This window comes from Mesorhizobium sp. WSM4810 (assembly GCF_055811235.1).
In genome coordinates this window covers 186906-199519 of sequence record NZ_JBVVQV010000002.1, presented here as the reverse complement: position 1 = coordinate 199519, position 12614 = coordinate 186906, and the positions used below count along the sequence as shown (strand labels likewise).

General features: G+C 62.7%; 14 protein-coding genes. 9 read left to right on the top strand and 5 right to left on the bottom strand.

From position 1 onward, the window contains the following. Position 1: 1 nt before the first annotated feature. The 5 genes from AC0L3O_RS03755 to AC0L3O_RS03735 are packed head-to-tail and all read left to right on the top strand — an operon-like array spanning position 2 to position 4779. The gene (locus AC0L3O_RS03755; RefSeq protein WP_023799434.1) at positions 2-805 is read left to right on the top strand and encodes an ABC transporter ATP-binding protein; all 804 of its coding nucleotides are present in this window, start codon (positions 2-4) and stop codon (positions 803-805) included. Positions 806-811: 6 nt separating this feature from the next. Beyond that, on the top strand, positions 812-1567 hold the full coding sequence (locus tag AC0L3O_RS03750; protein WP_473614844.1) for an ABC transporter permease: 756 nt from the start codon (positions 812-814) through the stop codon (positions 1565-1567). A 2-nt stretch (positions 1568-1569) separates the two neighbouring features. After that, on the top strand, positions 1570-2268 hold the full coding sequence (locus tag AC0L3O_RS03745) for a fumarylacetoacetate hydrolase family protein (RefSeq protein WP_031255013.1): 699 nt from the start codon (positions 1570-1572) through the stop codon (positions 2266-2268). Beyond that, on the top strand, positions 2261-3796 hold the full coding sequence (locus AC0L3O_RS03740; RefSeq protein WP_128245575.1) for an acyl--CoA ligase: 1536 nt from the start codon (positions 2261-2263) through the stop codon (positions 3794-3796). Before AC0L3O_RS03745 ends, AC0L3O_RS03740 begins: the two co-directional genes overlap by 8 nt. Then, positions 3796-4779 (top strand): 2-dehydropantoate 2-reductase, encoded by a 984-nt coding sequence (locus AC0L3O_RS03735; RefSeq protein ID WP_023799430.1) that lies wholly within the window; start codon positions 3796-3798, stop codon positions 4777-4779. Before AC0L3O_RS03740 ends, AC0L3O_RS03735 begins: the two co-directional genes overlap by 1 nt. A gap of 10 nt (positions 4780-4789) precedes the next feature. Here the strand turns inward: AC0L3O_RS03735 and AC0L3O_RS03730 are convergent, their stop codons facing one another. Then, positions 4790-5197, bottom strand: a complete 408-nt coding sequence (locus AC0L3O_RS03730) for a type II toxin-antitoxin system VapC family toxin (protein WP_473614843.1) — start codon at positions 5195-5197, stop codon at positions 4790-4792. Continuing rightward, a complete protein-coding gene (locus tag AC0L3O_RS03725) occupies positions 5194-5460 on the bottom strand; it encodes an AbrB/MazE/SpoVT family DNA-binding domain-containing protein (RefSeq protein ID WP_023799429.1) in 267 nt (88 codons plus the stop codon). The genes AC0L3O_RS03730 and AC0L3O_RS03725 overlap by 4 nt, the downstream gene beginning before the upstream one ends. Positions 5461-5649: 189 nt before the next feature. Between AC0L3O_RS03725 and AC0L3O_RS03720 the strand changes: the two genes are divergently transcribed. After that, positions 5650-6282 (top strand): SnoaL-like domain-containing protein, encoded by a 633-nt coding sequence (locus tag AC0L3O_RS03720; protein ID WP_473614841.1) that lies wholly within the window; start codon positions 5650-5652, stop codon positions 6280-6282. 24 nt (positions 6283-6306) lie between these two features. Further along, the gene (locus tag AC0L3O_RS03715; RefSeq protein ID WP_031255011.1) at positions 6307-6663 is read left to right on the top strand and encodes an ArsC family reductase; all 357 of its coding nucleotides are present in this window, start codon (positions 6307-6309) and stop codon (positions 6661-6663) included. Positions 6664-6678: 15 nt separating this feature from the next. Here the strand turns inward: AC0L3O_RS03715 and AC0L3O_RS03710 are convergent, their stop codons facing one another. Then, on the bottom strand, positions 6679-8181 hold the full coding sequence (locus AC0L3O_RS03710) for a xylulokinase (RefSeq protein WP_473614840.1): 1503 nt from the start codon (positions 8179-8181) through the stop codon (positions 6679-6681). A 54-nt stretch (positions 8182-8235) separates the two neighbouring features. Further along, positions 8236-9219: a sugar-binding transcriptional regulator gene (locus AC0L3O_RS03705; RefSeq protein ID WP_473614838.1), complete on the bottom strand. Its 984-nt coding sequence runs from the start codon at positions 9217-9219 to the stop codon at positions 8236-8238. Positions 9220-9359: 140 nt separating this feature from the next. Between AC0L3O_RS03705 and AC0L3O_RS03700 the strand changes: the two genes are divergently transcribed. After that, positions 9360-10688 (top strand): sn-glycerol-1-phosphate dehydrogenase, encoded by a 1329-nt coding sequence (locus AC0L3O_RS03700; protein ID WP_128171995.1) that lies wholly within the window; start codon positions 9360-9362, stop codon positions 10686-10688. Positions 10689-10692: 4 nt separating this feature from the next. Then, positions 10693-11502: an HAD-IIB family hydrolase gene (locus tag AC0L3O_RS03695; RefSeq protein WP_473615011.1), complete on the top strand. Its 810-nt coding sequence runs from the start codon at positions 10693-10695 to the stop codon at positions 11500-11502. A 151-nt stretch (positions 11503-11653) separates the two neighbouring features. On the opposite strand, the gene AC0L3O_RS03690 is transcribed toward AC0L3O_RS03695, so the two are convergent. Then, complete coding sequence (locus AC0L3O_RS03690; RefSeq protein WP_023799422.1) at positions 11654-12574, bottom strand: sugar-binding transcriptional regulator; 921 nt, start codon at positions 12572-12574, stop codon at positions 11654-11656. Positions 12575-12614: the final 40 nt, after the last annotated feature.

The window sequence follows — 12614 nt, the reverse complement described above, 5'->3', positions numbered from 1 at the left end:
GATGGGCGCGACCGCATTGCGAAATGGACCGTCGCCGGTTCCCGCACCGATCGATTCAATCGTGGAAGTGAGGGGAATCTCCAAGACCTACGGCAATGTCGAGGCGCTGCGCGGCATCGACCTCGACTTTCCCAGGGGCAAGCTGACCAGCCTTCTCGGACCCAGCGGCTGCGGAAAGACGACGCTGCTGAAGATCATAGCGGGGCTGATACGGGCCGATGGCGGCACCGTCGCGATCAACGGCAAGCACGTCACCGCACCCGGCCCCGAACGCGCTTTCGTGTTCCAGGATTTTGCGCTGATGCCGTGGGCGACCGTGATGCGCAATGTGGCCTTCGGACTTGAATTGCGCGGCACCAACAAGGCCGAGCGCGAAGCGATCGCCCGACGCTACATCGCCGAGGTGGGGCTCGCCGGATTCGAGGACAAATATCCGCATCAGCTGTCGGGCGGCATGCGCCAGCGCGTCGGCCTGGCGCGCGCATTGTCGGTCGATGCCGACGTCCTGCTGCTCGATGAACCGTTTTCGGCGGTCGACGAGCAGAACCGGCGGAAATTCCAGGAAGACCTAATCCGGCTGCGCACCAACCAGAACAAGACCTTCATCTTCGTGACGCACTCGATCGAGGAAGCGGTCTACATCTCCGACCGCATCGTCTTGCTGTCGCCGAGACCCGGCCGGGTTTCGCAGATCATCGAACCGGAAATCGATCGCTCCGGCGACCCCGAGCGCATCCATCGCGACAGGCACTATCTCGATACTGTCGAGGAGATCTGGCAGGGGCTGAAGCAGTATGTGGAGTGAGCGGCCGTGACCTTGTTTGGCTACCGTGTGCCAATGATGGCGTCCCTGCTGGTCTGGTGCGTCGTATGGGAAATCGTCGGCCGGCTCGACCTTGTCTTTCTGCTGCCGCCGTTTAGCGACGTGCTGGTTGCAGCGGTCAGCCTGGTGCAGACGCCGTCCTGGCAGAGCGCGACAGTCACGACCCTTCGCGCCTTCGCGACGGGCATGGCCCTATCGATCGTTGTCGGCGTGCCATTGGGTATCCTGATGGGACGCGTCAAGATCGCCGACGACCTGCTCGGCATGTGGGTCAACATCTTTTCAAGCGCACCGCTCTCGGCGATCGTCCCGGTGCTGATGATCCTGTTCGGCTTCGGCGAGAAGACGATCGTTGCGGCGGTGTTCCTGTTTGCGATCTGGATCATCGTTCTCGACACCCGCGCCGGGGTCCGTCATATCTCGCCGTCGCTGATCGAGATGGCGCGTTCCTACGGCGCCTCGCGCCCGGCGCTCTATAGCAAGATCATCCTGTGGGCGGCCCTTCCGGAAATCCTTGCCGGCATTCGCCTCGGCCTCATCCGCGGCGTCAAGGGCGTCGTCATCGGCCAGTTGCTCGTCGCCATCGTCGGCTACGGTGCGCTGTTCGAAATCTTCTCGCGAAATTTCCGCATGGCGGAATTCTGGGCCTTGACCATCATCCTTTTTGCCTTCGCCCTGCTGATCGCCGAACTGATCGAACGGGCCGAAGCCAAAGTCGAATACTACGCAGGAGCAAGACAGTGAACATGCACGGCACGACTTCAAGCTACGTCATCGAACCGACCGCAATCCCGAGCATCCCGGTGGCGGGAACCGACAAGTTGTTTCCGGTGCACCGGGTCTATTGCGTCGGGCGGAACTATGCCGCGCATGCCGTCGAGATGGGACACGACCCCGACAAGGAGCCGCCATTCTTCTTCCAGAAGAACCCCGACAACCTCGATACGACAGGAGAATTTCCGTACCCTCCGGCCTCTAACGATGTTCATCACGAGATCGAAATGGTCGTGGCGCTGAAGAGCGGCGGTACCGACATCCCGGTCGAAAAGGCTCTGGACTGCGTGTTCGGTTATGGCGTAGGTCTCGATATGACGCGGCGCGACCTGCAAGGGAAGGCGAAGGACATGGGCCGTCCATGGGAGGTCGGCAAGGCCTTCGAGGCATCGGCGCCATGCACGCCATTGGTTCCGGCAAGCTCGACCGGCCATCCCAGCCAGGGCGCGATCTGGCTGGACGTCAATGGTCAGCGAAAGCAGACCGGCGACCTCAACCAGATGATTTGGAAGGTTCCGGAAATGATCAGCTATCTGTCAGGGCTGTTCACGCTGATGCCGGGGGACATCATTCTTTCCGGCACGCCGGCGGGCGTCGGCGCGGTCGTGCGCGGTGATGTTCTTCGCGGTCATATCGATGGCGTCGGCGACCTAGAGGTTCGCGTTGTCTGAGGCGGCCTCGATCATTGAGCGGCTTGCCGCCGGAGCCGACGATGCGCCGGCGATTTCGGCACCCGACAGGATCACGCTCACGCATGGCGGACTGCGCCGCCTGATCTCCGAGACGGCAGCGCAATTGCATGCACTGGGCCTCGGCCGTGGCGACCGGGTGGCCATCGTGCTGCCGAACGGGCCGGAGATGGCGACGGCCTTTGTCGCAGTGGCGGCGGCGGCGTCGACGGCGCCGCTCAATCCGGCCTACCGGGCCGACGAGCTCGATTTCTATCTGACCGACATCGGCGCCAAGGCGATCCTCGTCGCCGAAGACGAAAGCGGCCCGGCGGTGACCGTGGCCGAGCGCCTCGGCATAGCGGTGCTCAGGCTCACGGCACTGCGTGACGCACCAGCCGGCAGTTTTGAGATCAAGGGCAAACCGGTTGGTCCGTCTGTTTCGCCCGACCTGGCTGAAGACGGCGACATCGCGCTGTTGCTGCACACGTCCGGCACCACGTCACGGCCCAAGCTGGTGCCGCTCAGCCACGCCAATCTCGCCGCCTCGGCCGCCCATATCGGCGCGACGCTCGGCCTGACGGCCGGTGATCGCTGCCTCAACATCATGCCGCTGTTCCACATTCATGGGCTGATCGCGGCGGTGCTGTCCTCGCTCGCCGCCGGCGGCAGCGTCTTCTGCACGCCGGGTTTCAACGCCCTGCGCTTCTTCCATTGGCTGGGCGAGGCGCGGCCGAGCTGGTACACGGCCGTGCCGACCATGCATCAGGCGATACTGCCGCGCGCAACGCGCAATGCCGAGGCATTGGCGGTGGCGCCCTTACGCTTCATCCGCTCGTCCTCGGCATCGCTGCCGCCGCAAGTGATGGCCGAGCTTGAGGCGACCTTCGGCTGCCCGGTGATCGAATCCTACGGCATGACCGAGGCCGCGCACCAGATGGCTTCGAACCGGCTGCCGCCTGGCTTGCGCAAGCCGGGCAGCGTCGGCGCCGCCGCCGGACCGGAGGTGGCGGTGATGGCGCCGGACGGGCGATTGCTGCAGCCCGGTGACACCGGCGAGATCGTCATTCGCGGGCCTAATGTCACCGCGGGCTACGAGAACAATCCGGACGCCAATGCCACGGCTTTTGCGCATGGCTGGTTTCATACCGGCGACCAGGGCGTGCTCGATGAAGACTTCTATCTGCGCGTCACCGGCCGGCTCAAGGAGATCATCAACCGCGGCGGCGAGAAGATCTCGCCGCTCGAGGTCGACGACGTGCTGATGGACCATCCGGCGGTGGCGCAGGTCGTCACCTTCGCCACGCCGCACGACAAGCTCGGCGAGGAGGTCGCGGCTGCGATCGTGCTGCGCGAGGGCATGGCCGCCACAGAAGGCGACATCCGCAGCTTTGCCGCGACACGGCTTGCCGACTTCAAGGTGCCGCGCATTGTCCTGATCCTGGACGAAATCCCGAAGGGCGCGACCGGAAAGCTGCAGCGCATCGGCCTCGCGACCAAACTCGGTCTTGCCAAACCTGGGCTGGGATAATGCGGATCAGCATTTTTGGCGCTGGCGCGATCGGCGGCTATCTCGCGGCCAAGCTTGCCATGGCCGGCCGCGTCGATCTGTCGATCGTGGCGCGCGGCGCGCATCTCGACGCGATCAGGACGGCCGGTCTTCGCCTGATCGAAGACGGTCATGAAGCCGTCGCCTCGGTCAGGGCCGCCGCGCAGGCGCAGGAGCTAGGCGTCCAGGACTATGTCGTGCTGGCGCTCAAGGCCCATTCGGTCGCACCAGCGCTCGACCAGATCGCGCCGCTGCTGGGCGAGGGAACGGCCGTCGTCACCATGCAGAATGGCGTGCCGTGGTGGTATTTCCACAGGATCGGCGGGCCGCTCGAAGGCACGCGGTTGCAAGCGGTGGATCCCGGCGGGGTGATCTGGGACCGGCTTGGGCCGGATCGCGTCATCGGCTCGGTCGTCTATCCCGCGGCCGAGGTGGATGCGCCCGGCCTGGTTCGCCATATCGAGGGAAAGCGGTTCTCGCTCGGCGAGCCCTCGGGCGAGAAGAGCGAGCGTGTCACGCGGCTTGCCGAGGAGATGGTTGCGGCGGGGCTGCAGACGCCGGTTCGCGACGACATCCGCAGCGAGATCTGGGTGAAGCTGTGGGGCAATCTCTCCTTCAACCCGATTTCCGCGCTGACCGGCAGCACGCTTGCGGCAATCGCTGCCGACGAGGCCACCCGCGCGCTTGCCCGCACCATGATGCTGGAGGCGCAGGCGATCGGCGAAAGCCTCGGCGTTCGTTTCCCGATCTCGGTCGACCGCCGTATCAAGGGTGCCGGCGACGTTGGCGAGCACAAGACCTCGATGCTGCAGGATCTGGAGCGTGGCCGGCCGATGGAGATCGACGCGCTGGTGACGGCGGTCCAGGAACTCGGCCGGCTGACCGGCCAGCCGACGCCGACCATCGACAGCGTGCTGGCGCTGGTGCGCCGCCTCGCCATCGAGCGCGGCTGCTATCTGGTATGAGACATTTTTATCAGGCGCTCGCCTTGAGGAGGTGGGCGGAACGCCCTTGTGAAGAAAGAAGCTTCACAGCCTTTTTGTCAAAGGAAACGAAGACTTCCCCGCCTAGCCAGCTTCCATCATAGGCAATCACACCATCAGCAAAATCACCGCCAGCATCAGGGACCGATAGGCCAGCTTCAACTGCGGGTCGATTGACCACGACATTTTCCGTGTTCAGCAGGGCACGGATCGCGGCGGAAATGTCTTCACAGGCAGTCTTGTATTGGCGCGCCAAGACCCACGTGAATTCACAAAGGGACTGTAAGCTTACAGCCACGATTTCAGCACTTGCCAGCAACTCGACAGCGGCACTCGCCTGCTTGGCGTCGTCAGCCACATAGGCGCGGAGCGGAACATCGTATCCAGCCGTGATCTTCATTCCTTGCCCGTCCCGGTGGCGGCACCAGCCTCGGCAATTGCCTCATTGATTTCCTCAATAGTGAGGGCTTGGCCATTCGTCTTGCCTTTCAGGAAGCCATGAAGGTCCCGAAACGATCCCATCGGCCGCGATGCCTTTAGCTCTGCGCGGCCATACGGCAGCAAATCCAGTTCGATTTTATCTCCTGGCTTGATGCCGAGGTGTTGAAGCACTTCTTTCCGAAAAGTGACCTGCCCCCGTGCCGTTACGGTCAGTGTCGTCATGGCAGAATCTCCTGATGGGCAGCAAACGTAATGCAAAATACGAGCACCGGCCTTACCCGGCCGACTCGATCTCCACTTGACGCTCCAGTTTGTTCCTGTTTTGTTTCACGCCTTCGTCGCATCAAAAGCGGGCGACAATTGCAGGCCAGCAAGCGCTCTACTTGGAATTAGCCTGAACAGGAGGATCATATGACCACCGCGGAAATTGCCAAGGATTTCACAGATCTGCTCAAGCAAGGTCAGAACGATGTTGCGGCTGAAAAGTACAATGCCGACGACATCGTCAGCTACGAAGCAATGGAAGGGCCGATGGCGGTCTGCAATGGCAAGGAGGCCGTGAAGCAGAAGGGCCAGTGGTGGGAGGAGAACAACGAAGTTCATGACGGCTCGGTCGAGGGCCCATATGTCAACGGCGACCAGTTCGCAGTGCGCTTCAAGTTTGACATAACGCCCAAGGCTACAGGCGAGCGTGTCAGCATGGATGAGGTTTGGTCTGTACACGGTCAAGAACGGCAAAATTGCCGAAGAGCGCTTCTATTATTGAGGCTGAAACCGGATTTCCAGAACCCTGAGATGCTCGACCAAGGAGGGCAGGCCATATCGAACGGCTGGGCTGGCTCGCTGACCGAGGCGGGGCTTCTGTTCAGTCGCTCGACAGCTCGGCGGCCGCGTTGGATTGGCAAGCGCCCGGAAGACACGGTCGATCGACTGCTGGCTGGTGGAGTGCAGGTTTGTAGCCACGGTCATGTCGTCTCCTCGCGTCACATGCCTGCGGGGCTGGCAATGCTTGAACGGTGGTTTAGGGTGCGGCTGATTCGATGAGCGACCAGCCCGAGGGCCAAAATATTGACGATCACCATGTACGGCATCACCAATTGCGACACGATCAAAAAGGCGCGCATCTGGCTGGAAAGCCACGATGTCGCCTATCGTTTTCACGACTACAGGGTCGAGGGGCTGGAGGCGGATAGGCTCGACGGCTGGTCCAGCAAGGTCGGCTGGGAAACCCTGCTCAACAAGTCGAGCACGACGTTTCGCGAACTGTCGGACACGGACAGGCTGAGCCTCGACGAGAGGAAGGCCAAGGCGCTGATGCTGGCCAAACCGACGATGATCAAGCGGCCGGTCCTCGATCTCGGCGATCGTATCCTCGTCGGCTTCAAGCCTGATGTCTATCAGCAGGCGGTAGGTGGGTTGAAGTAGCCGGACGGACGCTTTTCACGCTCCAGTTCGCCAGGCGAATTGGGTCGCGGAAAAGACCTTGGCCTGCCTGGCCGAGAGCGCGTCCCACGCTGCGCGGCAGCTGGGGTCGGGCTCGATTGTCTCGGCAATGCTCGTCATCGCATCCGCAGCCTCAGCAAAACTTTCGAACCATCCGATGCCGACCGCCGCGCTGATCGCTGCGCCGAGCGAGGAGGCTTCGGCATTGTGACCCTTATGGATCGCGATCCCGGTCGCGTCCGCAATCATCTTTGTCCAAAGCCTGCTGTTGGCGCCGCCGCCGATCGCCACCATTTGCGCCGGCGAAAGATCATGGCTGCGCATCTCTTCGAGAGCCCGGGCGGTTTGCAGCGTCATTGCCTCGAGCCCTGCACGATAAAAATGACCGAGCGTGTGCGAGGGGTGCATGCCGATGAAGCTGGCGCGTGCGCTCGGATCCCAGTGCGGGTCCATGCAGCCGACCAGGGTGGTGCCGGCGAGAAGTCCGTCCGCGCCGATCGGCACGGCCGCCGCTTCCCTTTCGAGGCGGTCGAAGATCGCCGGATCGGAGCGCCCGCCGGCAAACATGTCGACGAACCAGTTGACGAAATAGACACCCGCCCGCTGCACGGCCTCGAGGAAATAGCCATCGCCGGTTGGCGAGGTCATGGTGCGCCAGAAGGCGCCGACCACCGGTTCTGGCGACCAGATTCCCGCGATGATCGCGGTTCCGAGATTGAGATAGACGACGCCGTCGCGCATGGCATTGACGCCGAGCCCGGCGCATTGCCCATCGCCGCCGGCGGCAATCACCGGGGTTCCTTCCGAAAGGCCGGTTGCGGCGGCGGCTGCGGCATGAACAGTCCCGACTCGCGTGCCGGACCGCACCGCATTGGGAAGTTGCGACGGTTTGATGCCGAGATGATCGAGGATCGGCTGCGACCATGCCTTGCGCGAGATGTCGAAGAGACCGAACGGATCGGCGCTGGTCCAGCTCGCGCTTGGCGTTCCCGTCAGTCTCAGCGTCAGATAGCCATGCACGTCGAGGATTTTGTTCGCCTGGTCCAACCGTTCCGGCTCGTTCTCGCGCAGCCATTTCAGGCGATAGATGACCGGCGTCACGTCGATCGGCTTACCGGTGATCTGGTGCAGTCGCTCACGGCCGATCTCCGCCGCGAAACGGTCGACCAGCCCGGCGGCGCGTTCATCGAGCCACAGGCTGGCGGGTCCGATCGGCGCGCCGGCGCCGTCGATGAGGGCAACGGTCTCGCGCTGGTTGGAGATCGCGATCCCGGCGATGCGTGTCGCGTCGACCGCGTCGACAAGCTGTCGCAGCGCCGCTGTTGCGGCCCGCCACCAGTCGGTGACCTCCTGCTCGACATAGTCCGGCCTCGGCTTCATCAGTTCGAGCGGCGCCCGGCCTTCCGCCACGGCTCGTCCGTCCCGGCTCCAGGCAATCGCCTTGCAGGATTGGGTGGAACTGTCGAGGCCGACGACAAGAGGTCCGTCGCTGCTGCCCATTATTGTCCTCCCGAGACGATGAGTTCCACCGGTGCTGGTTGGTCCAAGTGCCGGTTATTCCAAGAGACTGTTCGCGGTGGCCATGTCGGTGACAAAATGTGTCGCATATCCGCCGCCGAGCCCGGCCCTGATCGCCGCCATCTTGCGGGCGCCACCGGCGGCGCAGATGCGGACCGGCACCGCTTTCAATTCATCGAGCGTGATGCCGACGGTGCGTCCGTCGAGCGGTGTTGCGAAAGGGGCTCCTTGGGCGTCGATGAACCGCCCGATGATGACGCCGAGCGCGCCCTGCTCGATCATGCCGGCAAGTGCGGCGGCATCCGATATCCCGGCTCGGGCATAGGTGCTCTCCGGCCCGATATCGCCGATCCCGAAGATGACTGTGCCGGCGGCATGGATCATGCGGAACTGGTTGACGAGCATCGGCTCCTGCATGAGTTGGTCGTGCAGTTCGTCGGTGGAGACGATCGCCGGGGCAAGCAGGTTTATGCAGCGGGCGCCGAGCCGGTTGGCCATCAGCGAGGTGCAGAATTCCGGCGAGAAATCGCTGGTGCCGATCGAGCTTCCCGAGAGCTGGACGACGGTGAGGTTCCGATCATGCCGTAGTCGTGGGATCGAGCGGGCGGCAGCGAGCACCGTTTTTCCCCAGGCAACGCCGATCGTGTCGCCCGGATCGACCATCGACGCCAGCAGCCGTCCTGCCGCTTCGCCGATGCGGCGGTCGGCATCGTTTGGATCAAGGTCGGGGATAACCGCGGCGCCGCGAAGCCCGTATTTTTCCATGAGACGCCGCGAGGTCAAGGTGCGGGCAAAAGCGTCGTGATCGACCTGCACGGCGACAAGTCCGCTTTCGCGTGCCTCCTGCAGATAGTGCACCACGCTCGCCCTGGAGACGTTCATGACCTTGGCCACATCGCTCTGGTTGAGCTGGTCGACATAGTAGAGCCAGGCAGCCCACGCCACCGCGCTGTCGAATTCGGGCGGCAGTGCCGAGAGCCCAGATGGTCGGACCATGTCGATGTCGGCGTTGGCATTCATGTCCCTTTTTCCGCAGGTTTGCAGAACGAAGTCAAGCGTCGCGGGCGAATGCTTGACAAAAGACAGAGATAGATGACTATTGTTCAATGACGCAACGCTCCTCCGCCTCGATTAGAGGGTTGCCCCAGAATGAGGACGCCATGACGAATCCGGCAGCCGGATACTGGACGACATTAATCGACGACATTTTGGACGGGCGCTGGACCAACCCGGAGACCGGGAAAAAGGCGGTGGTCCCGTATGACCGGATTGTCATTGAAGAAAGCCTCGAAGGGCGGGCGGCCGATCTCGTTTCGGAGCTCGATCTGGGCGAGCGGTTCACGGTCGTGGCGGATGGCGCCACCTATGATGCGCTTGGCGAGCGCGTTGCGCGCGAACTGAAGACGCTCGGCCCTGTCGATGTGGTGATCCTGGATCACCCACATGCCGACATGGCCAATGTCGAAAGCCTGGCCGTCAAACTCGCCGATGCAGACGCCGTGGTCGCGGTCGGTTCTGGGACGATCAACGATCTCTGCAAGTTCGTCACCGGAAGGAATGGACGGCGCTATTGCGTGTTCGGGACGGCCGGTTCGATGAACGGCTACACATCGACGACTGCGTCCATCACACTTGAAAGCGGCCTGAAGGTATCGCTGCCTTCCCACGCCCCATCAGGCTTTTTCGTCGATCTTGGCGTCTCCGCTGCCGCCCCGACCTATCTGTCGGCAGCGGGGTTCGGTGACTGCCTTTGCCGCTCGGTCGCCCAGATCGACTGGTGGATGTCGCACCGCCTGCTTGGCACGGCCTACCATCAGGTCCCGTTTCTCATCCAGGAAAAGGATGAGGCGGCGCTCAACCAGCGTGCGGCAAAGCTTGCCGAACACGACATCGAGGCCAATGGCTACCTCTATCGCGTGCTGACGCTCTGCGGTCTCGGAATTTCCTTCACCGGCGTCTCCAATCACGGTTCCATGGGCGAGCATCAAATATCGCACTACATCGACTGTTTCGCCGGCGAGCGTCACCCCGGCACGCTGCACGGCACCCAGGTCGGCGTCGCTTCGCTCACCATGGCGCGATTGCAGCAGGCAATGCTTGCAAGCGACAAGCCGCCGTTGGTGAAGGCGACGAAGATCGATCCTGACGACATGATCCGTCGCATGGGCCCGGCTGTCGCCGCACAATGTCTCGACGAACTGAAGAAGAAGGCCTTCGACGAGACTTCCGCCGCGGCATTCAACGAGCGGCTGCAGGAGCTCTGGCCGACACTCAGGCAGGAGCTCAAGCAATTCATGGTGCCTGTCGATGAGATGCAGCGCCTGCTGAAATCGACCGGCGGGCCGATTTCAGCGGGCGAATTGGGCACGCCGGCCGATTTCTATCGCGAAGCCGTCGTTCATTGCCGGGAGATGCGCAATCGCTTCTCGTTCCTCGACATTGCTGCGGATGCAGGAATGCTGGAGGATTTCGCGCGTGGGGAAGCCTGACCGGATGCGCGACCTCGCCGAATTCGGACCCGAAACTGCATCGCGCATTCGCGGCGTCTTCTGCGATATCGACGACACCTTGACCACTGAGGGTCGTCTTCCGGCCGACGCCTACCGTGCGCTCGAACGCTTGCACGAGGCGGGCCTTGTCGTGGCTCCCATTACCGGGAGACCGGCAGGCTGGTGCGACATGATTGCCCGGTTCTGGCCGGTCACCGGCGTGGTAGGCGAAAATGGCGCTTTTTACTTCGCTTATGATCAGGCAACGCGAAAGATGATCCGGGTTTTCGCGGCAAGCGCTGACGAACGCCGGGAAAACAGGCGCAGGCTCACCGAACTGGAAAAGCGCATTGTCCAGGAGGTGCCGGGTTCGGCAGTATCCGCCGACCAGCAATATCGCGAAGCCGACCTGGCCATCGACTTTTGCGAGGATGTTCCGGCGCTGCCGCTGTCCGATGCCAGGCGCATCAAGCAGATTTTCGAGGAGGCCGGCGCTGTCGCCAAGATTTCGTCGATCCATGTGAACGGCTGGTTTGGCCGATACGACAAGCTGGCGATGACGCGCCGCTTTGCAAGCGAGAGGCTGGGAACCGATCTCGATGCTGAAAGGCAGGCCTATGCTTTCGTTGGAGACAGCCCGAACGACGCCCCGATGTTCGGGTTCTTTCCGAACGCGTTCGGGGTCGCGAATGTGGTGGATTTCCAGGGACAGATCAACGCCGAACCCGCTTTCGTCGCCAAGTCGCGGGGTGGCCGCGGCTTCGTCGAGATTGCCGATATGATCCTGGCGAACCGGAGGCCGGGATTGGGCTGATCGGCGGGCGCGAAAAATGCGGACTGCAATAGACGCAAAAAAGGATGTTCTGCAGGCGATGGAACCGAACCAGGGACGGCTTAGGCAAGCGGGCGCGATGCGCCAGGCAACATCGCACGGCAGCTTCGGCTGCCGCCGCAACCCCGGCCGGTCACAGCGAACTGCCCGTCCCCTGGTCGGTGATGAGGCCGGTGAAGAATCCCTTTTCCAAGAGCTTGGTCATGATGCCGACCTTGTTCTTTCCGCCGGAAACGAGGATGCGCTTGGGAATGTTCAGCGTGTCGCGAGGATAGACCCCGACAATGCGCTCGTTGACGGGATGGTCGATGAGTTCGGCGTCCCGGTCGAAGAAATAGCCGAGAAAGTTCCCGATCGGCTTCAGTCTCAGGATATCGTCGAATTCCTCGTCGGTCATGTAACCGACGCTCCGCAGCGTCGAACTGGTTGTGCCGCCGACGCTCATCAGCGCAAGGTCGGCGTTCAGCGCCTTCTGGATAACCTCGCGCGCGCTCGGTTGCTGCAGGATCGTCTCACGGCTTTCACGGCTGTCGCAGATGATGGGTCCGGGGAGATAATAGGATTCGGCCTGGGTGCGCTGGGCAAAGACGGCGGCCGCGTCGTATTTGTCGATCGACGACCGGCGCGACAGCGAGCCGAGAAGCGGCACGACGGTAACGTTTCTGAGCGCCACCGGCTCGATGTTGGAAGCGAGCCATCGCATGGTTCGGCCCCACGCCATGGCGACCGTCATGTCGTCCCTGAGCAGCGTCTCGACGGTCTGCGCGGCATAGATGCCGATCACTTCGGAGAGCCCGAGTTCCGACCCGGTGTCATCAGGTGTGACGCTGCATATGTCGAGCCGGTACTTCCGCCTGAGCTGTTCTTCCATTTCGAGCGCCTGGGACGTCCCGGCATTGATGCGGATCGAGACGATGCCGCGCTCCTTCGCCTCCGCCAGCAGCCTGTGGATCTTGGTGCGGTTGATCTGCAGCCGCTCGGCGATGGCCTGCTGCGTTTCGCCCAGCACGAAATACTGATGGGCAACCCGTGCCAGCAGACCGATCGACGTCATGAGGGTCCTCCGATGCTTGTGGCGCACCCATCTGAATGCC